The organism is Priestia veravalensis, assembly GCF_001457055.1.
Classification (GTDB): Bacteria; Bacillota; Bacilli; order Bacillales; family Bacillaceae_H; genus Priestia; species Priestia flexa.
Window position 1 is genome coordinate 41446 of the sequence record NZ_KQ758632.1, and the last position, 24884, is coordinate 66329.

24 protein-coding genes are annotated in these 24884 nt (G+C 37.4%); 23 read left to right on the top strand and 1 reads right to left on the bottom strand.

What is annotated here, in order from left to right:
* From AS180_RS04810 to AS180_RS04900, 19 genes are all read left to right on the top strand, one after another.
* Nucleotides 1-1524: a pyridoxal phosphate-dependent decarboxylase family protein gene (locus tag AS180_RS04810; protein WP_025908297.1), complete on the top strand. Its 1524-nt coding sequence runs from the start codon at nt 1-3 to the stop codon at nt 1522-1524.
* Nucleotides 1502-3244, top strand: a complete 1743-nt coding sequence (locus AS180_RS04815) for an IucA/IucC family protein (protein ID WP_025908298.1) — start codon at nt 1502-1504, stop codon at nt 3242-3244. Before AS180_RS04810 ends, AS180_RS04815 begins: the two co-directional genes overlap by 23 nt.
* The gene (locus AS180_RS04820) at nt 3244-3840 is read left to right on the top strand and encodes a GNAT family N-acetyltransferase (RefSeq protein ID WP_090752718.1); all 597 of its coding nucleotides are present in this window, start codon (nt 3244-3246) and stop codon (nt 3838-3840) included. Before AS180_RS04815 ends, AS180_RS04820 begins: the two co-directional genes overlap by 1 nt.
* Nucleotides 3819-5102 carry a lysine N(6)-hydroxylase/L-ornithine N(5)-oxygenase family protein gene (locus tag AS180_RS04825; protein WP_062686501.1) on the top strand — a complete coding sequence of 428 codons (1284 nt, stop codon included), beginning with the start codon at nt 3819-3821 and terminating at the stop codon, nt 5100-5102. The genes AS180_RS04820 and AS180_RS04825 overlap by 22 nt, the downstream gene beginning before the upstream one ends.
* 6 nt (nt 5103-5108) lie before the next feature.
* Entirely contained in the window at nt 5109-5681 is a 573-nt protein-coding gene (locus AS180_RS04830) for a hypothetical protein (protein WP_025908301.1), read from the top strand.
* Complete coding sequence (locus AS180_RS04835) at nt 5678-7483, top strand: IucA/IucC family protein (protein ID WP_025908302.1); 1806 nt, start codon at nt 5678-5680, stop codon at nt 7481-7483. The genes AS180_RS04830 and AS180_RS04835 overlap by 4 nt, the downstream gene beginning before the upstream one ends.
* A gap of 412 nt (nt 7484-7895) precedes the next feature.
* Complete coding sequence (gntK, locus tag AS180_RS04840) at nt 7896-9446, top strand: gluconokinase (RefSeq protein WP_025908303.1); 1551 nt, start codon at nt 7896-7898, stop codon at nt 9444-9446.
* A 63-nt stretch (nt 9447-9509) separates the two neighbouring features.
* The gene (gene purU, locus AS180_RS04845) at nt 9510-10412 is read left to right on the top strand and encodes a formyltetrahydrofolate deformylase (protein ID WP_025908304.1); all 903 of its coding nucleotides are present in this window, start codon (nt 9510-9512) and stop codon (nt 10410-10412) included.
* Between the two features lie 355 nt (nt 10413-10767).
* Nucleotides 10768-11562: a thymidylate synthase gene (locus AS180_RS04850; protein WP_025908305.1), complete on the top strand. Its 795-nt coding sequence runs from the start codon at nt 10768-10770 to the stop codon at nt 11560-11562.
* Nucleotides 11559-12038, top strand: a complete 480-nt coding sequence (locus AS180_RS04855) for a dihydrofolate reductase (RefSeq protein ID WP_025908306.1) — start codon at nt 11559-11561, stop codon at nt 12036-12038. Before AS180_RS04850 ends, AS180_RS04855 begins: the two co-directional genes overlap by 4 nt.
* A gap of 27 nt (nt 12039-12065) precedes the next feature.
* The gene (locus AS180_RS04860) at nt 12066-12416 is read left to right on the top strand and encodes a lysophospholipid acyltransferase family protein (protein WP_082636350.1); all 351 of its coding nucleotides are present in this window, start codon (nt 12066-12068) and stop codon (nt 12414-12416) included.
* 138 nt (nt 12417-12554) lie between these two features.
* On the top strand, nt 12555-12716 hold the full coding sequence (locus AS180_RS22255) for a hypothetical protein (RefSeq protein ID WP_156413444.1): 162 nt from the start codon (nt 12555-12557) through the stop codon (nt 12714-12716).
* 437 nt (nt 12717-13153) lie between these two features.
* On the top strand, nt 13154-14425 hold the full coding sequence (gene ilvA, locus AS180_RS04870) for a threonine ammonia-lyase IlvA (RefSeq protein WP_025908503.1): 1272 nt from the start codon (nt 13154-13156) through the stop codon (nt 14423-14425).
* A gap of 190 nt (nt 14426-14615) precedes the next feature.
* A complete protein-coding gene (locus tag AS180_RS04875; RefSeq protein WP_025908502.1) occupies nt 14616-14867 on the top strand; it encodes a DUF2535 family protein in 252 nt (83 codons plus the stop codon).
* Between the two features lie 167 nt (nt 14868-15034).
* On the top strand, nt 15035-15877 hold the full coding sequence (locus tag AS180_RS04880) for a DegV family protein (RefSeq protein WP_025908501.1): 843 nt from the start codon (nt 15035-15037) through the stop codon (nt 15875-15877).
* Between the two features lie 146 nt (nt 15878-16023).
* The gene (locus tag AS180_RS04885; protein WP_025908500.1) at nt 16024-17646 is read left to right on the top strand and encodes an ATP-binding protein; all 1623 of its coding nucleotides are present in this window, start codon (nt 16024-16026) and stop codon (nt 17644-17646) included.
* Nucleotides 17647-17694: 48 nt separating this feature from the next.
* Complete coding sequence (locus AS180_RS04890; RefSeq protein WP_035320222.1) at nt 17695-18252, top strand: SCO family protein; 558 nt, start codon at nt 17695-17697, stop codon at nt 18250-18252.
* Between the two features lie 214 nt (nt 18253-18466).
* Nucleotides 18467-19318 carry an SGNH/GDSL hydrolase family protein gene (locus tag AS180_RS04895; protein WP_025908498.1) on the top strand — a complete coding sequence of 284 codons (852 nt, stop codon included), beginning with the start codon at nt 18467-18469 and terminating at the stop codon, nt 19316-19318.
* Nucleotides 19319-19330: 12 nt separating this feature from the next.
* On the top strand, nt 19331-19903 hold the full coding sequence (locus AS180_RS04900) for a YpmS family protein (RefSeq protein ID WP_025908497.1): 573 nt from the start codon (nt 19331-19333) through the stop codon (nt 19901-19903).
* 45 nt (nt 19904-19948) lie between these two features.
* On the opposite strand, the gene AS180_RS04905 is transcribed toward AS180_RS04900, so the two are convergent.
* Nucleotides 19949-20704, bottom strand: a complete 756-nt coding sequence (locus AS180_RS04905) for a DUF4397 domain-containing protein (protein ID WP_025908496.1) — start codon at nt 20702-20704, stop codon at nt 19949-19951.
* A 302-nt stretch (nt 20705-21006) separates the two neighbouring features.
* On the opposite strand from AS180_RS04905, the gene AS180_RS04910 reads away from it, so the two are divergent.
* The 4 genes from AS180_RS04910 (at nt 21007) to AS180_RS04920 (ending at nt 24869) form a co-directional block, all read left to right on the top strand.
* Nucleotides 21007-21417: a hypothetical protein gene (locus tag AS180_RS04910; protein ID WP_025908495.1), complete on the top strand. Its 411-nt coding sequence runs from the start codon at nt 21007-21009 to the stop codon at nt 21415-21417.
* 87 nt (nt 21418-21504) lie between these two features.
* Complete coding sequence (locus tag AS180_RS21530; RefSeq protein ID WP_081801821.1) at nt 21505-21645, top strand: YjcZ family sporulation protein; 141 nt, start codon at nt 21505-21507, stop codon at nt 21643-21645.
* Between the two features lie 158 nt (nt 21646-21803).
* Nucleotides 21804-23201, top strand: coding sequence for an ATP-binding protein (locus tag AS180_RS04915; RefSeq protein WP_062686503.1), 1398 nt, complete (start codon nt 21804-21806; stop codon nt 23199-23201).
* Nucleotides 23202-23399: 198 nt separating this feature from the next.
* The gene (locus AS180_RS04920) at nt 23400-24869 is read left to right on the top strand and encodes an NAD(P)/FAD-dependent oxidoreductase (protein WP_025908493.1); all 1470 of its coding nucleotides are present in this window, start codon (nt 23400-23402) and stop codon (nt 24867-24869) included.
* Nucleotides 24870-24884 lie beyond the last annotated feature (15 nt).

Below are 24884 nucleotides of genomic sequence, written 5' to 3' on the forward strand. Positions count from 1 at the left end.
ATGGAACAAGATTATCAACAATGGTTTCTATCTAAGGACAATCAAAGCGTAAGAACGTATAAGCAGTTAATGAATCAGTCTATAGAGATGATTTCGAACTATTATGAAACAATTGAAAAGCCTTATCATCATTGGGAGCTAGAAGATCGCTTTGAACACTTTAATGATGAAATGACATTCAAAGAAAATGGACGTGCGTTCGCAGAACTGAAAAAGTCAATAGAACAGCTTGTTTTAAGGCATTCTCTGCATATTTCTCATACTGGAGCAATGGCGCATTTGCATTGTCCACCAGCTATACCTGCTTTGGTCGCAGAAGTCTTTATCACAGCTCTCAACCAATCGATGGACTCTTGGGACCAAAGTCCAATTGCGACTTATATAGAAGACGCAGTTATTAAAGAGTGCGTTAAACAAATCGGCTATGAAGAAACCGCAAGTGGCGTATTTACAAGCGGTGGCACGCAGTCAAATTATATGGGGATGCTACTAGCTCGCAATGATTATTGTAAGCGAAAGCTTAAAGCAAATGTACAGGAAGAAGGTCTACCCCCTGAAGCAAATAAACTGCGAATCTTTTGTTCTGAAAAAGCGCACTTTACGGTTCAGCAATCCGCTGCGCAGCTTGGTTTAGGGATGAATGCAGTTATTCCAGTTAAAACAAATGAACGCTACGAGATGTGCATGGATGATTTATGTGCAAAGGTAGAGCTTTCTAAAGAAAGTGGAGAGCTTCCGATGGCTATTGTAGCCACAATTGGAACCACTGATTTTGGAAGTATTGATTCTCTTCATGATATTCATCAGCTGGCAGCAACTTATGATATGTGGATTCATGCCGATGCTGCGTATGGAGGCGGCCTGTTGTTTTCAAAAGCTAATAGACACCTAGTTCAAGAGTTAAAGCTTGCAGACTCTATTACGATTGATTTTCATAAATGGTTTTATCAGCCCATTAGCTGTGGTGCTTTCTTTGTGAAAGCTGAAACAGCTTTTCAGCATATTCAGCTTTATGCAGATTACTTAAATCCAGAAGAAGATGAGCATCTTCACCTTGTTAACCGCAGTATTCAAACAACTAAACGGTTTGATGCTCTCAAAGTTTGGCTAACGTTTCAAATGATGGGCACATCAGCCTTTGGTAAATTGATTGACCAAACTATTCAAAATGCGAGACAGCTAGCTGGATACTTACAAGAAAATTCAATGGTTAAAGTTATGAACGAACCGATGATGAACGCTGTTGTATTTAAGTATCAGTGTAAAAGGATAGCGAAAAGTGCGGAAAATCAAAAGTATATTGAAAATAAGATTAATACAATGATCCAGCAGCAGTTATATGAAAAAGGAACGTATATTATAGCGAAAACAAAAGTAAACCAAGAAGCATGTTTAAAAGTAACAATGTTGAATCCAATGATTGAGTTAGAGAACCTAAAACAACTTATAAAAGAAGTGATTCAGCTTGGAAACGAGTTGGAGCAGAAGGAGGAAGCATTACGTGAATGCGCAACAATCAGCTAATTTTATTACAATGCAAAATGTAGTGAACTGCTATGTCAGAGAAACAGGAAAGGGGAAATGGATAAAAGTAGGGGAAGGTGAAGAACTTATTTTAACCCTGGAAAAGCAGCCCGTCACGCTCTATTTCCCAGCTTATTATCGTTCTCTAACAGGGCGTCATTTATTAAACGAGCAAATGGCATACCAAGTAGAAGGTCATCAGCGCCAGGAGCTAGATTTGTTAACGCTATTAGCGCTGCTAATGAAAGAAGTAACGGAAGACTTGCTTCAAATAAACGAATTGATTGTTCGCGTGCTATTAAGCTACGAAAATATGAAGCAATTTATCGAAGTGAGACAAGCGGAACTTCAAGAGTGTTACGGGGCTGATAAAAGCTTTTTACAATCAGAACAAGCACTTTTAATTGGACATCAGCTTCATCCAACCCCAAAAAGCAGACAAGGCATTTTGCCTGAAGAAGAAACAATATTTGCTCCAGAGCTAAAGGGGAAGTTTCAACTACACTATTTTTACGCAGAAGCTTCATTGGTCAAAGAGGGGTCTGCGCTGGAACAAGCAAGGTTAGTTATTAAAAAGCAGTTGGTAGAAGATGAAGAAGTATCAGATGAATTCAAAACTAACTATTGCCAAGACGATGAGAATGTATTGATTCCAATGCATCCACTTCAAGCAAGATATTTACTTGGGAAATCAGAAGTTTGTGATTGGATTCAAAGCGGGAGACTTTCATATCTAGGTCCTCAAGGGCAAGCGTTTTATCCTACTTCTTCTGTACGAACTGTATATAACTCAAGCGCAGACGTCATGTATAAGTTTTCGATACCAGTAAAAATTACAAATTCACTTCGAGTCAACAAACGAAAAGAGCTGTACCGAGGTGTAGAGGTAACGGAACTTTTACGTGCTGGTTTAGAAGAAGAGCTACAAATTTATCATCCTGCTTTTCACATTATTAAAGATTTTGCATACGTAACGCTTGGTGAAGAAGAGATTGGCTTTGAGGTTGTGATTCGAGAAAACCCTTTTAAAGGCTCACAAGGTGATTCAACGACTCTTTTAGCGAGTTTGTGTCAAGATCATGTGTATCGTCATCATACACAGCTTCAAGAGATTGTTCATCGTTTAGCCAAAGCTGAAAATCGATCACTGGAAGCTGTTAGTCAAGATTGGTTTAAGCAGTATTTAGACATTTCATTAAAGCCAATGATGTGGCTGTATACAGAAAAAGGAATTGCGCTTGAAGCTCATCAACAAAACTCGATTATCAAATTGACAAAAGAAGGCTATCCACAAGCGTTTTATTATCGTGATAACCAAGGATATTATTTTATGCGCTCTAAACAAGAAAGCCTCAAAAAGCTTGTCAAAGACTTGAATCAGATGAGCGATACAGTTTGTGATGATGCGGTTGCTGAAGAAAGATTCCGTTATTATGTTATCTTTAATCATTTATTTGGCTTAATTAATGCTTTTGGTACAAGTGGACTAATTGAAGAAAGCAAGTTGATTGAACAGATGCGTACGGTCATTTCAGAATATGCAAAGAATGATCATACAAATCTAGTCAAGAGTATGCTTTCTCAAGAGAGTTTGCCTTGCAAAGCCAATTTATTAACGCGCGTTCATGATATGGATGAACTAGTTGGAAGTCTAGAAACACAATCTGTTTACGTAGACGTTACGAATCCGCTTGCGGTTCTAGAAGGTGTATATAAATGATGGTACTGGCTCAAAGTGACTACCCTATTACAGTATGGGATACCAACACAAAAAAAGAAATTACGTTTCGCTATGTAACGTATGAACAAGATTTTGACCGCTTGCATAGCTGGATGCATCAAGACCACGTCATTCCGTTTTGGAGTTTGGACAAGCCAAGAGCCGAGTATGCCTCTCATTTAAAACGTTTTTTAGCGAACAAACATCAGCAATTATTAATTGGTGAAATAGATGGGCAAGCGATGAGCTACTGGGAGTCGTATATCGTCTCCCAAGATCTAATCCGTCATTATTATGACTATGAGAAAGGAGATCAAGGCATTCATCTATTGATTGGCGAGCCAAATTATCTTGGCAAGGGGTTTATTTATCCATTAATGCTAACGCTCATGAAGAGAATGTTTGAAGTGACAGAAACCAAGCGTATTATGGCTGAACCGGATATTCGAAATGAAAAGATGATTTATGTTTTTGAAAAGTGTGGATTTCAACAGTTAAAGACGGTAGATCTTCCTGATAAAACAGCAATGCTTCTTTATTGTCAACAAGAAGTGTTTCAAAGTAGGTGGAACGCATGGATTCAAGGAGAATTTTAGAGGTTATTGGAGTGGGCATTGGGCCATTTAACCTTGGCCTAGCAGCTTTATTAGAAGAAACAGAATACTCGTATAAATGCTTTGATCAAAAGTCTCAGTTTAACTGGCATCCGGGTATGCTTTTAGAAGGAGCCACGCTACAAGTTCCGTTTATGGCGGACTTAGTGACAATGGTTAATCCGTCCAGCCCGTATAGCTTTTTACGTTATTTACACGAGCATGCGCGATTGTATCAGTTTTATTTCTTTGAAAAATTTCACATTCCACGAACTGAATATAATCACTATTGTCAATGGGTGGCTAGTCAGTTAAAAGGGCTACAATTCAACAGCAGGGTTCAGAAAATTGAAATAGAAGAAGAGCAGCTATATAAAGTAATAGTTGAGGAAGATGGTGAATCAACTGTTTACTACGCGAAAAATGTAGTAGTAGGGGTAGGTACAAATCCAACCGTTCCAGCTGATTTTAAAGATTTGCAAAATAATCGATTCTATCATTCGACTTGCTATAAGCAAAATCGTGATGAAACAGTTAAAGCTCGTCATATTACGGTCGTTGGTTCTGGGCAAAGTGCCGCTGAAGTTGTGTATGACTTGTTGCAACATCAAGAGGAAAACAACTATGAACTCCATTGGTATACAAGGTCTAAAGGGTTTTATCCAATGGAGTATTCAAAGCTCGGGTTAGAGCATTTTTCACCAGAATACACGCGTTATTTCTATCACTTAAATCAGGATAAAAAAAGAGATGTGTTAAAAAATCAAGCTCTCTTATATAAAGGAATTAGCTTTGATACGATTGCTGACATTTATGAACATTTGTATGAACGAACCGTTGGTGGAAAAGCTTCTCCTATTCATATGCAAGCACTAACGGAGGTTCAAAGTGTTAGTCGAGAAGAAACTGGCTATAAACTCACCCTTTATCAATATGAGCAAGATGAAGTGAAAGAGTTGAAAAGTGATGTTGTTATTATGGCTACAGGATATGCTAGCAGCTTTCCATCATGCTTAGAAAGTTTACAATCTCATCTACTAGTTGATGAAAGTGGGCAGTTGCAAATTGATGAGCAGTTCAAAGTCAGGACTCAACCCGTTGAAGCCAATTTGTTTATTCAAAATGGAGAACTTCATACACACGGCGTGGGAGCTCCAGATTTAGGGCTTGGTCCTTACCGGAATGCGATTATTATTAATCAAATTGCAGGAAAAGAAATTTATAAAGTTTATAGTAAGAATGTATTTCAACAGTTTGGTGTGTAAAGTAAAATGATTCGCTCGTGGATTATATTTACGTGCTTGTTTATGACGGTGGTGTCAGAAGTTCTTCTGTCACCTTTTCACCCCCAATTTTTCACAGATTTCTTTCAAGTTAATGGCTTACAGGCAACATCCTTATTTATTATTTGTTGTCGAATAGTCGTCATTATTATGACACCAATTTGGGGGTTGCTTTTAAAAAAGTGGAAGATTGAAAAAGTGAGCGTCTATGCTCTTGTTAGTATATCCATTTGTAAATGGATGTTGAGTGAAAGCAGCAGCTTTTCCATGTTTCTAGCTTTTTCACTTCTACTACTTGTATTTCAAAGTTGCCTAATTATCGATCTTTATCTGTTTAAGCAAAGCAATGCGGAGACGGTTTCTTATTATAGTTGGATGCTAACGGCACAAAATGTTGGCTTGCTTTTAGCGCCGCTACTTGCGCTAATACTTGTTCAAAATGGCAAGCTACATATACCTCTTATTGGTGGTGGAATGGTATTACTGGCAGCAGTTCTATCATTTATCATGGCTCAGCAGAGGTTAAAATTCTATAAACCGGTAAAGGAGAATAAAGGATGAAAATAACAGATACGAATTTAACGGTATTTACAAAAGAGCGCTGGAATAAAGCAAATAATCAATTGCTTGCTAAAATGTTAGAGGAGTTTATGTATGAAAATATTATTACTCCACACGAGGTGAAGGTAAACGAGGAAAGCTCGTTGTATGAATGGAAAGACCCTCGTGGAATTGTCTATCGGTTTGAAGCGAAAAAGCGCTTGTTTGATAGTTATGAAGTGTTAGTAGAAACAATTTATATAGAAGAAAATAATATGCTGATTAACTCTTCAAGAGCACTACAGCTATTAATTAGTCTGTCTGACCTTGATGAAATGTCGTTTTCAACAGCTGGACATTTAGCTAAAGAGTATATGCATACCCTTGTGGCTGATCTTCATTTACAAGAACGTCTCAGTGCTGATGAACTAGCAAATCTTGACTACGCAGAGCTTGAAGGTGAAATGACGGGACACCCTTGGATTACATATAACAAAGGACGAATTGGTTTTAACTATAATGACTATATGAAATTTGCTCCGGAACAAAAGCAAAAAATTCAGTTATCATGGATTGCTGTGTCGAAAACTGTGAGCTCTTTCCATTCACTCACATCACTTCAGTTCCAACAAGTAATGGAACAAGAGCTAGGTGAAAAAACAGTAGAAGTATTTGAAAATCAATTGCAGGAAAAAGGTTTACAACCAGCAGACTATTATTATCTACCTGTTCATGAATGGCAGTGGAAGAACATGATTATCCCTCTATATGCACACTATTTAGCGGAAAATCTCATTGTCCCAATGGGGGAAGGAGATGATTATTATCTTCCGCAGCAGTCAATTCGCACATTTGTTAATACAACAAATCGCAATAAATATCATGTAAAGCTACCAATGAGCATTTTAAATACGCTTGTATATCGAGGTCTTCCGAGTGAACGGACGGTTATTGCACCTCAGGTAACAAAGCATATAAAAGACATTCGCGACAATGATTCATTCTTGCGAGACATATGTAAAGTAGGCTTGTTAGGAGAAGTAGCCACTTTAAATGTAGACCATCCGACATTTGCAGCAATGAAAGATGCTCCTTATCAATATTTAGAAATGCTTGGCGTCGTGTGGAGAGAAAGTATTTATCAAGAGTTAGAAGAAGGAGAGCAAGCTATTACGCTAGCAGCACTCTTGCATGTGGACTCTAAGGGTAAAGCATTGGTATCGTCTTATATAGAACAGTCTGCCTTATCTGCTTCACAGTGGGTAGAAGCATTAATGAGCGCAACTCTTCCGCCGTTATTACATTACTTATATCAATATGGAACGGTGTTCTCACCTCATGGTCAAAATACAGTTCTTGTCTTAAAAGAAGGTAAGCCAGTCCGCATTATTATGAAAGATTTTGTTGATGACGTAAATATTAGTGATCAATCATTTAAAGAATTACAAAGTTTAACGCCCGAATTAAAAGCTGTATTGCGGAGCGAGAAACCAGATGGCTTAACACAATTTATCCTAACAGGTTTATTTATTTGTCACTTTCGTTATTTAGCGAAAGTGCTTGAAAATAAAGAAGGAATAAGTGAATATCAATTCTGGAATAGTGTTAGAAGTGAAATACTTGAATATCAAAAGCAATTTCCAAAGCTTCAAGAGCGCTTTGAACTGTTTGATTTGCTTCGTCCATCTGTGACTAAGCTCGCATTAAACCGAAATCGTATGTTTGATTACGGGTACAATGACGGTGAAGATCGACCACATGCGAGTGAACATGGGGAAGTAAGGAATGCGCTTCATGAAGTTGCAGTTATAAAACAAGTCTAAATATAAAGAGGCAGAAACATAAGTGTTTTAGCTAACGAGATATCCGAATTATTAGAAGTTAACGACTTTTGATAGTTTGGGTATCTTTTTGTTCATTCCAAAAACAAGTTGAAAAAACCTAGTGGAATGAAGCGTAGGACACGTAACTCCTCCCCGAGGAAAGCGAGTGTCTGCAGCGATAGGAAACAAACTGGTTATTGTAGCCTAATACTTTAAAAAAGGCATAATTCGTCTTGGAAAAGCCATCATTTCGTTATATCCCAACCTGTTTTTATGTTTTAAATGCAAGGCATCAGGTAAAAGAGTAATGTGTAATTCGTCTGCAGAAGCATGGTTTAAATCATTTTAGGAAAACCTCATAAATAAAGAACGCAGAGAGAAAAGGTTGGTGTTAAGTAACGTGACAATATATATGATAGGTGTTGATATTGGAACAACAACAACAAAGTCGGTTTTGTTTACTGCTGATGGAAAAGTGAAGGAGTCACATCATGTTGGGTATCCTCTTCATACGCCGGATGCCCTAACAGCTGAACAGAAGCCAGATGAGATTTTTGCAGCTGTCCTATCAACAATTAAGAAAGTAGTGGCAAAGGGAAAGGTAAATAAAGAAGATTTAAAAGTTGTATCTTTTAGCAGCGCGATGCATAGCCTTATTGCTGTTGATGAAAGTGGTGAGCCACTTACAAATTGTATAACATGGGCTGATAAGCGAGCGGCTACATATGCAGATAAGCTTTGTAATCAACGAATGGAACTATACAAGCGAACGGGTATGCCTCTTCATCCTATGTCACCTCTTGTTAAGATTAAATGGTTAAAGCATGAGCACCCAGAAATCTTTGAAAAAACAGCTAAATTTATTTCAATTAAAGAATATATATTCCATAAATTATTTGATGAGTATATAGTGGATTACTCCATTGCTTCTGCAACAGGCATGCTTAATTTAGAAACAAAACAATGGGATGAAGTTGCGTTAACAAATGCAGAAATCTCTCCTTTGCAACTATCCACGATTGTGCCAGCAACTCATGTGAGCAAAGGCATTAAAAGCGAACTTGCTCACACGCTTAAAATTAATGAAGACACGCCTTTTGTAATAGGGGCAAGCGATGGCGTATTGTCTAACTTGGGCTTAGATGCTATCGACCAAGGTGAAATTGCCATTACAATTGGCACGAGTGGAGCAGTTCGAGCGGTTACAAAAGAGCCTGTTCTAGATAAAGAGGGCCGAACATTTTGTTATGCATTTACCGACGATCTCTGGGTTGTAGGCGGCCCTATTAATAACGGTGGGATGATTTTACGATGGGCAAAAGATGAATTGGCCAAAAGCGAAGCTGCAGTTGCCGAACGCTTAGATGTTAACGTATATGATTTACTTACGAAAATGGCTGATACGATTCCCCCTGGAGCTGGAGGACTCATTTTTCATCCTTATTTATCAGGAGAGCGGGCTCCTTTATGGGATGCAGACGCGAGGGGTTCATTCACCGGACTGTCTCTTCATCATGGTAAGGAGCACATGATTCGCGCGGTTTTGGAAGGGATTATGTACAACTTATACACGGTGTTAGAGCCTCTTGAAGAATTAATTGGGCCTGCTCGTGAAATTAAAGCTTCAGGTGGATTTGCTCGCTCTGAAGTATGGAAGCAAATGATGGCTGACATTTTTAATGCAGAAGTAAGAATTCCAGAAAGTTTTGAAAGCTCTTGTCTTGGCGCAGCCGTACTAGGCCTTTATGCAATTGATGAAGTTGAATCGGTAAACGTTGTAGAGAAGATGGTTGGGAAAACTACACACCTAAAGCCAATTCCTGAAAATGTGGAAGTATATAAAAAAATTCTGCCCGTCTATCGAGATATTATGAATAGTATGAAGCCTCATTACGCGAAGCTAGCAGAGCTTCAGCATGGAGAAGAATCGAATCCTTACTCTAAAAATAAGAATGACGCTTGATAATCGGTAGACTTTCATTATAATGATAGAATAGTCTGTACATTCAAAGAGAGAGGGAACTTTATGAAATCGCACATTGAGCAACATGTAACATCATACAAAGAAAAGTATAAAAACAGAGGTCGGTTGTTAATCAGCTGTTCAGATCAGCCTGGAATTGTGTCAGCTGTATCTACGTTTTTATTTGAACAAGGAGCAAATATCGTAGAGTCTAGTCAGCATTCAACCAATCCAGAAGGTGGAACATTTTTTATTCGTTTTGAATTTGAATGCGACCGCTTGGATGAAAAAGGATCAGCAATGGAAGAAGCTTTCCAATCAATTGCAGAATCATTTTCAATGGAAGCGAAATTCACGTACGCACATCGTTTAAAACGAACGGCGGTCTTTGTATCAAAAGAGCTACATTGTTTATTAGAACTCCTATGGGCATGGGAAAGCGGTGATTTAATGAGCGATATTGCTGTAGTCGTTAGTAATCACGAAGATGCGCGTGAAGTCGTTGAATCTTTTGGTATTCCGTTCTATCATATTCCTGCAACAAAAGAAATTCGTGCTGAAGCGGAAGCACAGCAGCTACAATTATTGAAGGACTACAACATAGATTTAATTATCTTAGCACGTTATATGCAGATTTTAACGCCGACATTTGTAGCAGAGAATCCATATCGTATCATTAATATTCATCATTCGTTCTTACCTGCTTTTATTGGTGCAAAGCCATACGAGCGAGCATACAAGCGTGGTGTTAAGTTAATTGGTGCTACCTCACACTACGTAACGGATGATCTAGACGAAGGACCCATTATTGAACAAGATATCGAACGAGTAAATCACCGAGATGATGCGGAAGAGCTGAAGAAAAAAGGACGCTTAATTGAGCGTACTGTCTTAGCAAGAGCAGTAAAGTGGCATTTAGAAGATCGAATTTTAGTTTACGGTAATCGAACAATTGTATTTAATTGATGAAAAGAGGCTGGGTCATAAGAATTTCAGCCAATGATCTATCCGAGCTATTTAAAGTTACCTACTTTTTATAGTTCGGATTTTTTTGTTGGTTCGGAAAACAATTTTGAAAACAGAGTGGAGTGGAGCGTAGGACATTTGAATCCTGCGGGAAAGCGAGTGTCTGTGGCGCAACCGAACGAATGTGTTCTTACAACAACCTACATCGTTTAGAAACAGGATGATTCGTCTCCCAGAAGGAATCAGTTCGTTATGTCCCAGCTTTTTTCTATGAGAAACCCTGCACTTTCTCATAGACATGAGAAAAAATCGCCTATACAATAGAGAAAGACTTTTGAAAAAGGAAGTGTCGGAAGTGAAACAATATCTCGACTTATGTGAACATGTATTAAAACATGGAACGAAAAAAGAAGATCGGACAGGAACAGGAACAATTAGTACATTTGGCTATCAAATGCGATTTAACCTCCAAGAAGGTTTTCCTGCTTTAACCACAAAAAAACTTCATTTAAAATCAATTATTCATGAATTATTATGGTTTTTAAGCGGTGATACAAACATCAAATATTTACAAGATAACGGTGTACGTATTTGGAACGAATGGGCTGATGAAAACGGAGAATTAGGTCCTGTCTATGGTCACCAATGGCGCTCTTGGCCAACACCAGAAGGAAGTACGATTGATCAAATCACAAATGTCATTCATCAAATTAAAAATAATCCGGATTCAAGAAGGTTGATGATAAGCGCGTGGAACGTTGCGGATGTTGATAACATGGCGCTGCCGCCATGCCATTGCTTATTCCAATTTTACGTAGCAGACGGTAAATTATCTTGTCAGCTATATCAACGATCAGCCGATATTTTTTTAGGCGTACCTTTTAATATTGCATCCTATGCGCTTCTGACAATGATGGTTGCGCAAGTGTGTGATTTAGAACCAGGTGATTTTGTTCATACGTTTGGTGATGCTCATATTTATACAAACCATCTTGAACAAGTAAATCTTCAGCTAACGCGTGAACCTCGCTCGCTACCAAAAATGAAGATTAATCCAGATGTCAAATCGATCTTTGACTTTAAATTTGAAGATTTCGAGCTTGTTGAGTATGATCCGCATCCTCACATTAAAGGGGCCGTTAGCGTATGATTTCGTTAATTGTAGCAATGGACAACAACTGCTTGATTGGAAAAGAAAACGATTTACCTTGGCGTTTGCCAGCTGATTTACAGTATTTCAAACAAACCACAACGGGTCACACAATTGTAATGGGGCGAAAAACGTTTGAATCAATTGGTAAACCTCTTCCAAATCGAAACAACGTTATTTTAACAGGAAATAAAGACTATCACCATGAAGGTGTAAAAGTTATTCACTCTGTTGATGAACTAGTATCGCTTGAAGGAGAAAGTGAGCTGTTTGTGATTGGTGGCGCAACAGTGTATGAGCAAACTATGCATGTGGCGACTCGTTTATACGTTACGCATATCGACGAGGTGTTTGAAGGAGATACATACTTTCCTGAAATTGATTCATCTGTTTGGAGAGAAGTATCAAGAAAGCAAGGTGTTAAGGATGAAAAAAACCCTTATGCCTACTACTTTACAGTGTACGAACGTGCATAATGAAATAACTACCCATAGCAAGTGAGTATGTTTATTGATTGGGTCAATCGCAGAGCATCGGTTCAAGCTTTAAAAGATAGTGTTTGTCTACTTAAAGAGGGACATTCAATGGTCATTTTTCCAGAGGGAACACGGAGTAAAGGCAAAGGAATTGGTGAGTTTAAAAAAGGAAGTATAAGAATTGCATTAGATGCTAAGGTGCCAATTGTACCTGTTGCTATTCAAGGAATATCGAACATTATGGAACAATGTAAAGTTGGATTTCAAAAAGCAGATGTAACCATACGGATTTTACCCCAAGTTACAACGGATTTAGATGCAGGAAGTGATCCAAACGTGATTCATCATCAAGTTCGTGAGCGAATTATTCAAGCTTAAAATAATCATCATCAAGTTCAATCAAAAAGAGGCTGGGACATAAGTAATTCAGCCAATGATAAACCTGAACGATTGAGAGTTTCTCACTTTTAATCGTTCAGGTTTTTTGTTGATTGTGAAAACAATGTTGGAAACAGGGTGGAATGGAGCGTAGGACACTCGACTCCTGCGGGAAACAGAGGGAAAACTGAGATCCCACAGCGCAGCGAGGAAGCTCAGGTTCCTCCCCGCGGAAAGCGAGTGGCCGTAGCGCAATGGAACGAACGTGTTGAGACAAACCAAAAAGATTGGAACAGCTAGTGTTCGTCTCTTAGAAGCAATCATTTTGTTATGTCCCAAACTCTTTTTTTGTTCAATAAATTCCTGTAAATGATGAACTAACTGTCTGAATTCTTCTGGGTTTACAAATTGTTGTTCATTCCAATGTTGTTGGACCCACTGTGTAAGCTCAGAAGCTGAGTTAAATATTTCTCCACTTGTATCCGCATTCCTCAGCATGTATCGTCCGTTATCATCATCAATAGTTACTTCACAAGGAATGGCACTATCAATGCTTTGTAACGTATACTCCATGTTAATCACCAGCTTTCTATCTTTCTTTTTTACTGTTTACTATACTGGTGAAAAGATGCTAATTAAAAAAAATCAAAAGATTAACTAAAAATAATGATTTTTCTAAATTTTATGTGATATAATGTACAAATTAAAAAAAGGTAGGAAGAGGAAGGAAGTTGGTTATGAAACAACAAGTAGATAATCGAACAAAACATGTACAGTTAGAGGACATCATGATTGCGAATCAAATGATTAAAGATGTTGTTGTACATACACCACTACAGCGCAACGAGGTGCTTTCTGAGCGTTATGAATGTAATGTGTACTTGAAGCGTGAAGATCTGCAAGTCGTTCGTTCATTTAAAATTCGAGGAGCGTATAATCGAATTAAGCAATTGACAAAGCAGGAATTAGAGCATGGAATTGCGTGTGCAAGCGCCGGTAATCACGCACAGGGAGTGGCTTACGCTTGTCGCCACTTGAACATTGATGGGAAAATTTTCATGCCTAGCACTACTCCTCGACAGAAGGTCAACCAAGTTAAATTTTTAGGGAGAGACAATGTAAAGATTGTTTTAACAGGTGATACGTTCGATGATTCGTATGAAACAGCTATTCAGTGCAGTGAAGAAGAAAAAAGAACGTTTATTCACCCTTTTAACGACGTTGATGTAATTGCGGGACAAGGAACGGTTGCTGTTGAAATGTTTAACGATTGTGAAGACGAAATTGACTATGTGTTTGGAAGTATTGGGGGAGGCGGTCTAATTTCAGGTGTAGGGACTTATGTGAAAAGCATTTCTCCTAAAACAGCAGTCATTGGCGTAGAGCCAGCCGGCGCAGCTGGAATGCAAACGTCTTTTGATAGAGGAGAAGTCGTAACCCTTGAGGCCATTGACCCGTTTGTAGATGGAGCAGCCGTAAAGACCGTTGGTAGCGTATCCTACGAAATCAGCCGAGAAGTGGTTGATGATATCGTTATTGTTCCTGAAGGGAAAGTCTGTACAACCATTTTATCTCTGTATAATGAAAATGCGATTATTGCAGAGCCAGCCGGTGCGCTTTCTATTGCCGCTTTAGACTCTTATCGCGAACAAATTAAAGGTAAAACAGTGGTGTGCGTTATCAGTGGAGGGAATAATGATATTGGTCGCATGCAAGAAATCAAAGAACGTTCCATGATGTATGAAGGTTTGCAGCATTATTTTATTGTGAACTTCCCTCAGAGAGCAGGAGCACTACGAGAATTTTTAGACGAAGTGCTTGGACCAAATGATGACATTTCACGCTTTGAATATACGAAAAAAAATAACAAAGATAGCGGCCCAGCATTGGTTGGCATCGAATTAAAACATAAAGAAGATTATTATCCATTAATTAGTCGAATGGATAAAAAAGGATTTCCTTATACGGAAATTAATAAAGAAAGCAGCTTGTTCCATTTATTCATTTAAGATTGATGCAATAACCTGTAATAAAATAACAGCATTACAAAGGAATGTCTCATTGTACGTCGAATAAGATGTCTAAGATGTCTAAGATGTCTATGAGACATTTTTTCTAAAAATAAAGTAAAAATGAAAAGACAAGTAATTAGTTTACCATGTATAATAAAAGAAACGGGTAAAAAGAGGGTTGATCGCCTTGCTATTGAAAAGCCTTGAATTTAAACATGAGAATGGTCAAAAAGTAAAAATTATTGATATTCCAGTATTGGAGGAAGATAGCACATTTCGGTTTATGATCTCTGTAAAGTTAAATACCTTAATAACAGACATTATGAAGAAATCAATGCCGAAAAAAACCTACTCGTTTCAAGAATATTTAAAACGCGTGTTGAAATGGAAAGATTATGAACAGCTATTTAAGTCTGACGCATTAAAACATAATGCTTAAAGAGAAAAAGTTGACTATTCTGAATTTTTCAGCGTAGTCAACTTTTTTATGTTTTACGTGAAATAGTTGTATTATACTAGCTTGATAATAAGTACTTTAGAATATTACTGTAATCAAGTTTAGAACAATGCTATAATGAGCGCAAAGGATTTTGTAGGGGTGAACTCATGACGAAAATTAAAGTGGTAACGGATTCAACGATAGATTTAACCGTAGAGCAAGCAGCTCAATATGGTATTGAGATTGTCCCGTTATCGATTAATATTGATAATGAAACATATTTAGATCGAGTTGAAATAACGCCAAGTGATTTTATTGAAAAGATGAAAAGGTCTGATGTATTACCAAAGAGCTCCCAGCCAGCGGTTGGAGCCTTTGTTGAAGTATACGAGCGCCTAGTGAATGAAGGGTACGATGTTTTATCAATTCATATGACAGGTGGTATGAGTGGTACAGTACGTTCTGCAGAAAGTGCTGCTAAGATGGTAGATGGGAATATTACCGTAGTGGATTCTATGTATATCTCAAAAGCTCTCTCCTTTCAGGTGTTTGAAGCTCTTGATATGATTCAACAAGGGTGTGAAATGAATGAAATTGTCCAACGTTTGGATGAAATTCGCCGTAATACGACGCTGTTTGTTGTAGTTGATACGTTAGAAAACTTAATAAAAGGTGGACGAATTGGTCGAGGTAAAGCGCTAATTGGTTCTCTACTAAATATTAAGCCTATTGCTTCACTTGCTGATGGTGTGTATACGCCTGTTGCAAAAGTTAGAAGTCATTCTCAAATCGTGAAATTTTTGACAAAGCAAATCATGGAGGAAACGGCAGGTAAGCAAATTAAAGGAATCGGATTGGTTCATGCGGAAGGATTTGAACTAGCTCAAAAGCTAAGAGAATCGATAATTGCTGCCTGTGGCTATGAAGATTTTACAATTGAAGAAACAACACCTGTTATTTCTACTCATACAGGAGTTGGTGCGATTGGATTTATGTACTTTGCTGAATAAACTGAAAGTGATCTGTCTGGTGAGCAGGTCACTTTTTTGTTGGAAAAATCATATAGACTTCAACGTTAATAGTGGTGAAAAGATGTTATAATAGTGAGAAAGTAACCATCGTATGTTTAGCAAAAATTTCTATATGGAGTGCAAACATGAGAAATTATATTCGAAACTTAAGCGTGTTTAACAAAACTGTTTTGTTCTCCATGTTAATTGTTATTATTGTTGGAGTTGGGACAGCTTCGGTTAGCTACTATCTCCAAAACGTAACGACCAAGCAGCTACTCACTCAGAATGCACTAACGACAACAAAGCTTTGGAAAGAGACGTTATCTCCTAATGAGGTTACGCAATTTGTTAAGGCAGAAGATTTACCTAGCTCTTTAGCTCGAACAGGGATAGAGAAACAGTTTGAGCGTATTTATAAAGCAAGTCCAGAATATTTACAAGGTCATCTATTTACAGTAGAACCTTATGAAAATCATGGATTTAAAATAGTTGTTACTGCTAATCAAAAGGTGCGTCAACAGCTTACACCTTCCATGATCTATTATGGCGAAAAAGAGTTTTATACCCATTTTATGAAAGCGAAAACAGAAAAAACGGAAGCGGTAACAGATACATATACGGATCAGTTTGGCACGTGGATTACTGCCTTTTCTCCCATTTTAAATGAAAAAGGCGAAGTCATTGCTATGCTTGTAATTGATGTTGATGCTAGCGTAATGACAACCTATCAGCAGCGCTTGTTTTCGTTACTATTTATTGCTCTTGTTTTTCTATTTACGATTATTATTTTTATTCAAGATCGGGGTCTACGCGTGGTTATGGCTCCTCTTAAAGAACTAGTAGAAGGTATTAAATCGGTTAGTCATGGTAACTTTCAAGTTAAATTGCAGCAGAAAGATGCTTCAGAAATCGGTCAAATCAGCCAGCAGTTTAATGTAATGACCCAAAGGTTACAGCATTTGTTTCAGCAGGTTGCTGCTACAAAAGAGCAGTTAGCAGTAAAACAACCGAGTTTGGAGTCTAGTGGAGACTTGGAAAAAGCTTTGGATGAGCTTGAAATTATTATGGAACGAACGAAACTTCAAAAGGAGCTTCAGCGTGCAGAAAAGATGAATGCAATTGGTCAGCTAGCTGCATCTGTCGCACATGAAATTCGAAACCCGATGACCGTGGTAAAAGGTTTTTTACAGCTGTTTCAAGATAACCAAAAGCTAACAAAAGCAGAGATAGGTTATATTCATTTAATGATTAGCGAAATGGATCGAGCCGAGGTTATTATTAATGATTATTTATCCTTAGCACGTCCAGGGGTAAAAGAAGTAGATATCATTGACTGCATCCTAAGCGTAACAAGTTTAGTAGATTTATTATCTTCATATGCACTGTTAACAAGCAATATTGAAATTGAAATTCAAACGAATCAGTTAGCATACGTTCGAGGCAATAAGAATGAATTTAACCAAGTGCTTCTCAACATTATGAAAAATGGTATTGAAGCTATGCAAGATGGTGGAAAGCTTTCTGTGTCTATTAATGTAAAAGATAATCAAGTTCATATTGCAATTAAAGATACTGGTGAAGGAATGACCCAACAAGAGTTAGATAGACTAGGAACAGCTTTTTACTCATTAAAAGAAAAAGGGACAGGGATTGGGTTAATGGTATCATACCAAATTGTAGAAGAAATGAGAGGCAAGATTACTGTTGAAAGTGAGAAAGGAAAAGGATCTACGTTTATTGTTTCAATACCAGCATATAAAACGTAAACCATTGTATCGGAGGAGAAAATATTGAAAAACAACAATCAAAAGCTTATGCTGCTGTATTTGGTTTTAGTTATCGTTTTAGCAGCTTGTGGCTCACAAATTAAAGACCCTTTAAACTGGAAGCTCAATTCTTTTATTTATACAAATCAGGAGAATAAAGAAGTTAGCCTAGATGATCTTAAGGGGAAGGTCTGGGTCTCTAACTTTATTTTTACCAACTGTGAAACGGTTTGTCCACCAATGACTGCTCATATGGCTAAGCTTCAGAAAATGGTGAAAGAAGAGGGACTCGATGCCAACTTTATTTCTTTTAGCGTAGATCCTGAAAACGATTCACCCGATAAACTGAAGGAGTTTGCCGCAAAATTTAATGCGGACCTTTCGAATTGGCACTTTCTAACGGGTTATACACAACAAGAAATCGAAAAATTTGCGTTGGACCAATTTAAAGCTGTTGTTAAAAAGCCAGAAAATGATCCGCAAGTTATCCATGCTACAACTTTTTATTTAATCGACAAAGAAGGTACCGTTATGAAGTCTTATAGTGGTGTGGGAGATACTCCGTATGACGAAATTATTAAAGATATGAAAACGTTAAGTAAGTAAAAAGAAGGTATCTATGAGTTAAAAGTTGTATTTTAATTCATGGTTACCTTTTTTTAGAATAAACATTCTTATCCATTTTTCTACATATACTATAAGCATGGGAAAGACCTTCCTTGACAATGTATGTTACTATATAAAGATATATAAATGCGCTATAGTAAATCTAGTCAAGTAAGGCGACAACTAGAATACAGCATAGTAAGTAGGTGTTGTGATGAAAAAATGGAGAAAAATAATCGTGGCAAGCGTGTGCTCTGTCACTTTAGCTAGCTGTTCTCAGCCTACCGTTCTTGTCAATCAAGAAGACGTTGTAGATCAAAAAGAAGTGCAGCTTACAGAAAAGGAACAAATACCAAAGGGCTTTTTCCCTGTAGAATTAGAAGCTGTTGCGATAGGTGATTCGTTAACGGAAGGTATAGGAGATGAATCCAAAAAAGGTGGATACGTACCTTTTATTGAACAGTATATTGCCAAGCAAAACGAAGTGGAAAATGTAACAATTTCTAACCTGGGTAAAAAAGGAAACCGTACGGACCAGCTGTTGGCAAGATTAAAGGATCCATCAATTGCGAGCAAAGTTTCAAGAGCAGATATGATTTATGTTACAATTGGCGGTAACGACGTAATGAAAGTTGTGAGAGACTATTTTTACGATATTTCAATTAAAACATTTGAAACAGAAAAATCAAAATATGAAAAACGTTTAAATGAGGTTTTTCAACGAATTCGAAAGCTAAATCCAAATGCACATATTTACTTAATAGGATTTTATAATCCATTTTTTAAAACGCTAAGCGATATGAAAGAGATTAATGTTGTAATTGATGAATGGAACCAAGCAAGTCAACAAGTAGCAATGAATTATGAAAACGTAACATATGTTAAAATTGATGATGTCTTTTACGATTCTTCTGACAATCTTTTAGGAAAAGATGAGTTTCATCCTAATAAAAAAGGGTATGAATTAATGGCGGAACGTATTAGCGATGCAATGGAAGAAGAAGATCCTTTATTGGGACAAAACAAAGAGAAAGCACGGGAAGAAGAACTGAACGGAAACGAGTAAGGAGCTTATGAAATGAAGAAGTGGAAATGGTTATTTATTGGATTATTAAGCGTTAACCTTCTCTTAGCGGTTATAATCATTGGTCTTATTTTTCAACCGGCTGATGAAGTAACACCGCTGAAGTCTGGTGAAATAGAGGGAGATGCTGAACTAACGATTTTAGCTAAAAAAGAAGATTTAAATATACTTATTGATAAATACTTAAAAAGAGAGCTTAATAATCAGCCTCTTAATTACGATATCACGCTAACAGATGTTGTGCAGCTAGACGGAACCATCGAGGTTTTTGGGGACGATATTGATATTCGAATGACCTTTACTCCTGAAGTGCAAGATAATGGAGATATTGTTCTTGAACAAGAAACACTATCGATTGGAAAAATCCAGCTCCCGGTAAAAACAGTACTTCGCTATGTTAATAATAATTTTAACCTTCCTGAATGGGTGACAATTGATCCGAAGAGCGAGTCTGTATATGTGGCTCTTCAAGAGATGGAGCTTCAAACAGATTTTAATGTGAAAGTTGAGAAGTTTGACTTAGAAAATGATGATATACGAGTCAAGTTAATTTCAAAGAAAGAATAGCAAAAAAGCTCTCAGTAATAGTTTATTACTGAGAGCTTTTTTGTGTTAGCGATCTTGTGAAATTAAGGCTTCTAATGCAGGATTTCCTTGTGCGTAGCCGACAGCATAAACGGTATAAGCTCGGTTTGGACGCAGGCTGAGAGGTGGGATAGATAAAACAACATCATCTGTTCCTGCTATGCGTACATCAAGCTGTACAAACATTGGAGATAATCCTAGATATTTAGTAATTTCTTTAAACGTAACGTCAGAAAAGATCACGTCTCCACCCCGAGCAGCAATATCAACTGCTGGTGCATCAGGAGACAAATGAATAAACCTCATTTTTGTTTCGCCATCTGGAACTTTACTATCATCATAAATAAAAAGTAATTCTAGCTGATTTAAATTATTTACGGCAGCAACCGTATATTTTTGGTTCCCTTCAAACGTAAACGACTTTGTGAGTAAAGGTTTTTCGGTTTGGCCAGCAGGATAAATTGAGATTGTGTAGCGACCCGGGTCCCCTAACGGTAAATAATCAGTTTCTTGTTTGTAAGTGAGATTCCTAATGATACGTCGGCCATTTAAATAAATATCGACGGACGGTGCATCGGGAGAAGCGTGGAAAATTCTAGCCATTGGTTTAGCTATTCGTGACCCTTGTGCATTTTTACCTGCTAAAATTGCTTGCTGCACATAATATAAATGCTTTTCGTAATAAGCAATGTGACGGGAAGGATCGCTATATTTATAGTAGTTTGATAAAAAATCATATTTCATTGCTTTTTTAATGTATTGGTCAAATGAATAATTAGCCATGCGTTCAGCTCCTCTGTTATACGGAGTAGGAAAAAGATGTCTATACGTAACCAAACATATGCTAAAACTCATAAATTATGCTGTGAAACAATTGACCAACTTTCATCTTGCTTTTAATTGAATAGAATGAAGCATAACCGTTAATGAATAATGGTTATAGGCAAAAGAGGTGAAGAGGATGAAGTTGTTTTATGAGAAGATGCTCAAAATCATGCTCATTGGATTTGGGTTCATTCTTCTATTACTGCATTTCATTGTCTTATCATTTTAGTTACTAATTTACGAAAAGGGGTGACTGCATTATGAAAGGAAGCGTGTGGTTCACCGTCTTTCGGTATGTACTTGTGTGTTATGCTGTTGTTTTCACCCTCATTGTCGCGAGTTTACTGCCGGCTCTCTTTGGATTTACTGTAACCTTACAGCAAGAAAATGGACCAGGAATTCCTAGTGGATCAGTGGTTGTGTTTCAGTCATCACAAGATATAGATACCGAAGGAGTTGTACTAGTTAATCAACAAGATTCATTAATAGTAATGAAAGCGAATAACCACTTGCCCGATGAAAGCATAATGGGAGTGTATTCTTATCATCTTCCATATGTAGGCTTCCTACTTACAATCATGAAGCAGCACTGGGCCGTTTTTTTATTTGTAACACTTTTTTGTTTTATTCTTCTTGGAACAAAGAGCTTACAGACGAAAAAAGGAGAGTGAAAATGGGTATTCGCACATACACATCGCATTTTCAAAACATAAAGTAACAATGTGCTAAACGAATATCACGAATGAGGAGAGATTGCTATGTATAATTATGGTTGTTATGATCAATGTCAATATCCGGTTGGGGGGTATCACCACCACTGTGGGTTAGGAAATTCATTTGCATTAATTCTTGTGCTGTTTATTTTATTGGTTATTATTGGATGCAGCTGCATCTGCTAGTTTATTTAAAGAGCTCTTTTCATACTTCGGGGTGAAAAGAGCTCTGTTTATGTAGAGAGTAAGACAATATTTTTGTTTGAAAAAATAAAAATATTTTGCCAAATGTTCTTTTTCCATATTATACTATAATTACTATCCTAATAACTGAAGGTGAATATATGGACCAAGAAAGGCTATATGAACAGCTATTTTTAATGTCGTTAACACCCATGCTTATCATGGATCTTAATGGAGAAGTTCAAGCTTTAAATGATGCTTGTGCACATCTATTTAAGAAGGAGAAAAAGCAACTTCTTTCTTCCAATGTTTTTCAGCATAGTAGTCAGTTTTTAATTAAAAAAGCTGATATTGCTCCTCTCCATAGTCATGAAGAAGAAGTGGTTGTGTTAAACAAGCAAATAAACCAACAAGTACCCGTACATATTCATATTCAGAGAATGAAAGAGCAGCCGCATCTTCTTGTTGTGCAGTGGAAAGAATTTTCTTCTAGTTTTGAAAAACAAGAGGAAGTTATTCGGAAAATGAAGCAGTACAAACAGTTTGTAAAGCAGAGTCAAGATGCTTTTATTGTCACCCAAGAAGGAAAGATTCAGTACATTAACCCCGCTGGTGTGGGCATGCTTGGAGGAACTAAAAAAGAGGACTATCTAGGACGATATTGGCTTCATTTTATTCATCCAGAACATCTAGAAATCGTTAAAAAACGAATGAATCAGCTGATGAAAGGAATGTCTATTCATCCTCGTGCAGAAGTGAAGTTATTGACTAAGCGTGGAGTTGTGAGTATTGAATCTTCCGCAACGAAAATTAAATTTAAAGGCGAGGATGCTATTCAGTATATTATTCGTGATGTAACGGATCGGAAGAAGTATGATGAAATGGCAAGTAAATCTGAAAAACTCATGATGGTGAGCAAGCTAGCAGCGGGCGTAGCGCATGAAATAAGAAATCCATTGACTGCAGTTAAAGGGTTTGTGCAGCTATTAAATGCATCTCAGCAATATAATAAATCTTATCATGATATTATGCTAGAAGAGCTGAATCGCGTTGAATCAATTATCCAAGAATTTTTAACGTTAGCAAAACCTAAAAGTGAGCATCCTTTTAAGAAAAAGAGCCTTCACCAAATTTTAAGTCATGTAACGTTATTGCTTACTACTCATGCAAACTATAAGAATAGTGAAATCAAAAGCTTTCTCGAAGGGGATATTGAAATTCTCTGTGAAGAAAATGCATTAAAGCAAGTATTCATAAATCTTATTCAAAATTCATTGGAATCGATGGATAAAGGCGTGGTAACGGTTAGAACAGAAAAACGAAATGGATATGGCGTAGTAACAATTGAAGATCAGGGTTGCGGAATAGACGAACAATCATTAGCTCGTTTAGGAGAACCGTTCTTTTCTACAAAGCAAACGGGAACGGGTTTAGGGCTAATGGTTAGCTATCAAATTATTGAACAACATCAGGGGCATATTTCATTTACAAGTCAAATAGGAGTGGGCACAAAAGTTGAAATTGCAATTCCGCATGTAAAAGAGCCAGTGAATGTATAGTAGCAGTACTATTTATTCGCTGTTTTTTTTATTTGCGCTTAAAAGGCGAATGTTATATTTTTAATTTTTTGTAATGTTCGTGTTTATTGTTGACGTAAGCGTTTTTGTCTGATATAGTATCAAATGGCTAGAAGATAACCGAATAATAAATAAAAAACGGTTGATGAAAAATAAAAAGGTTAACGGGGGAATGTATCGATGAATCAAAACTATGATGTAATTGTTGTAGGAGCAGGCCCAGCTGGAATTTTTACTTGTTATGAATTAACGCTAAAACTACCTGAAGCAAAAGTGTTGTTAATTGATAAAGGACACGATATTTACCGAAGAAATTGTCCGATTCTTCAGAAAAAAATTGTGAAATGTCCGCCGGCGAATAATAAAAAAGATTTTGCAGGCTGTTTGCCCGCTTGTTCAATTACCAATGGATTTGGTGGAGCAGGCGCATATTCAGATGGGAAATTCAATATTACAAGTGAATTTGGGGGATGGATGACGGATTATCTCCCTGAATCACAGGTGGTAGATTTAATTAAATACGTAGATGAAATTAACTTAAAGCACGGGGCAACAGATTCGATTACAGACCCGTTAACTGATAAAGTACGTGAAATTGAAAAACGGGGCTACGCAGCAGGCTTAAAACTACTGCGTGCGCAAGTTCGTCACTTAGGGACGGAACAAAATTTAGAAATTTTGAAAAGCATTTATGAATATTTAAAAGAACGCATCGACATGCAGTATAAAACAGAAGTTGCTGATTTTGTTACAGAGAAAATTGATGGGAAGCACATTGTACGCGGAATTGAGCTTAAAAATGGGGAAATGCTAACTGCTGATAAAGTGGTAGTATCTCCAGGGCGAGATGGTTCAAAATGGCTGACTGACTTATTAAAAAAACGTCGATTAAAAATGATTAACAACCAAGTTGATATTGGCGTTCGTGTTGAGACTTCAGATATCGTAATGGAAGAGATTAATAAGCATCTATACGAAGGTAAATTCATTTATAATACATCAGTTGGTACGCGAGTAAGAACGTTCTGTAGCAACCCCTCAGGACATGTAGTTGTTGAGAATCATTCTGGAATCATGCTTGCAAACGGCCACGCTTATAAAGACCCGAAGCTTGGAAGTAAGAATACGAACTTTGCGCTGCTTGTATCTCATAAATTCTCAGAACCGTTTGATCAACCAAATGAATATGCACATGAAGTATCAAGATTAGCAAATATGCTATCAAATGGGGGATTAGTTGTACAGAAGTACGGTGATATTCTAAAAGGTCGTCGCTCCACACCAGCTCGTATTAAAGAAGGTTTCTTAGAGCCAACGTTAAAAGAAGCAGTCCCAGGAGATCTTGGGCTTGTTCTTCCTTACAACACAATGAAGAGTCTAATTGAAATGACGGAAGCATTAGATCATGTAACGCCAGGCTTAGCTTCTGAACACACGCTTTTTTACGGAGTAGAAGCGAAGTTTTACTCTGCACGTCCAAAACTAACGGATCGCTTTGAAACAGAGATTTCAGGCTTATATGTTGGAGGAGACGGAGCCGGCATCACGCGAGGATTGGCTCAGGCAAGTGCTTGTGGCGTATGGGTGGCACGAGATATTGTTGAAAAATTAAAAGATGAAAAAAGAAAAAAACAGCCAGCAATGGTATAAGAAAAAGCGGACGCA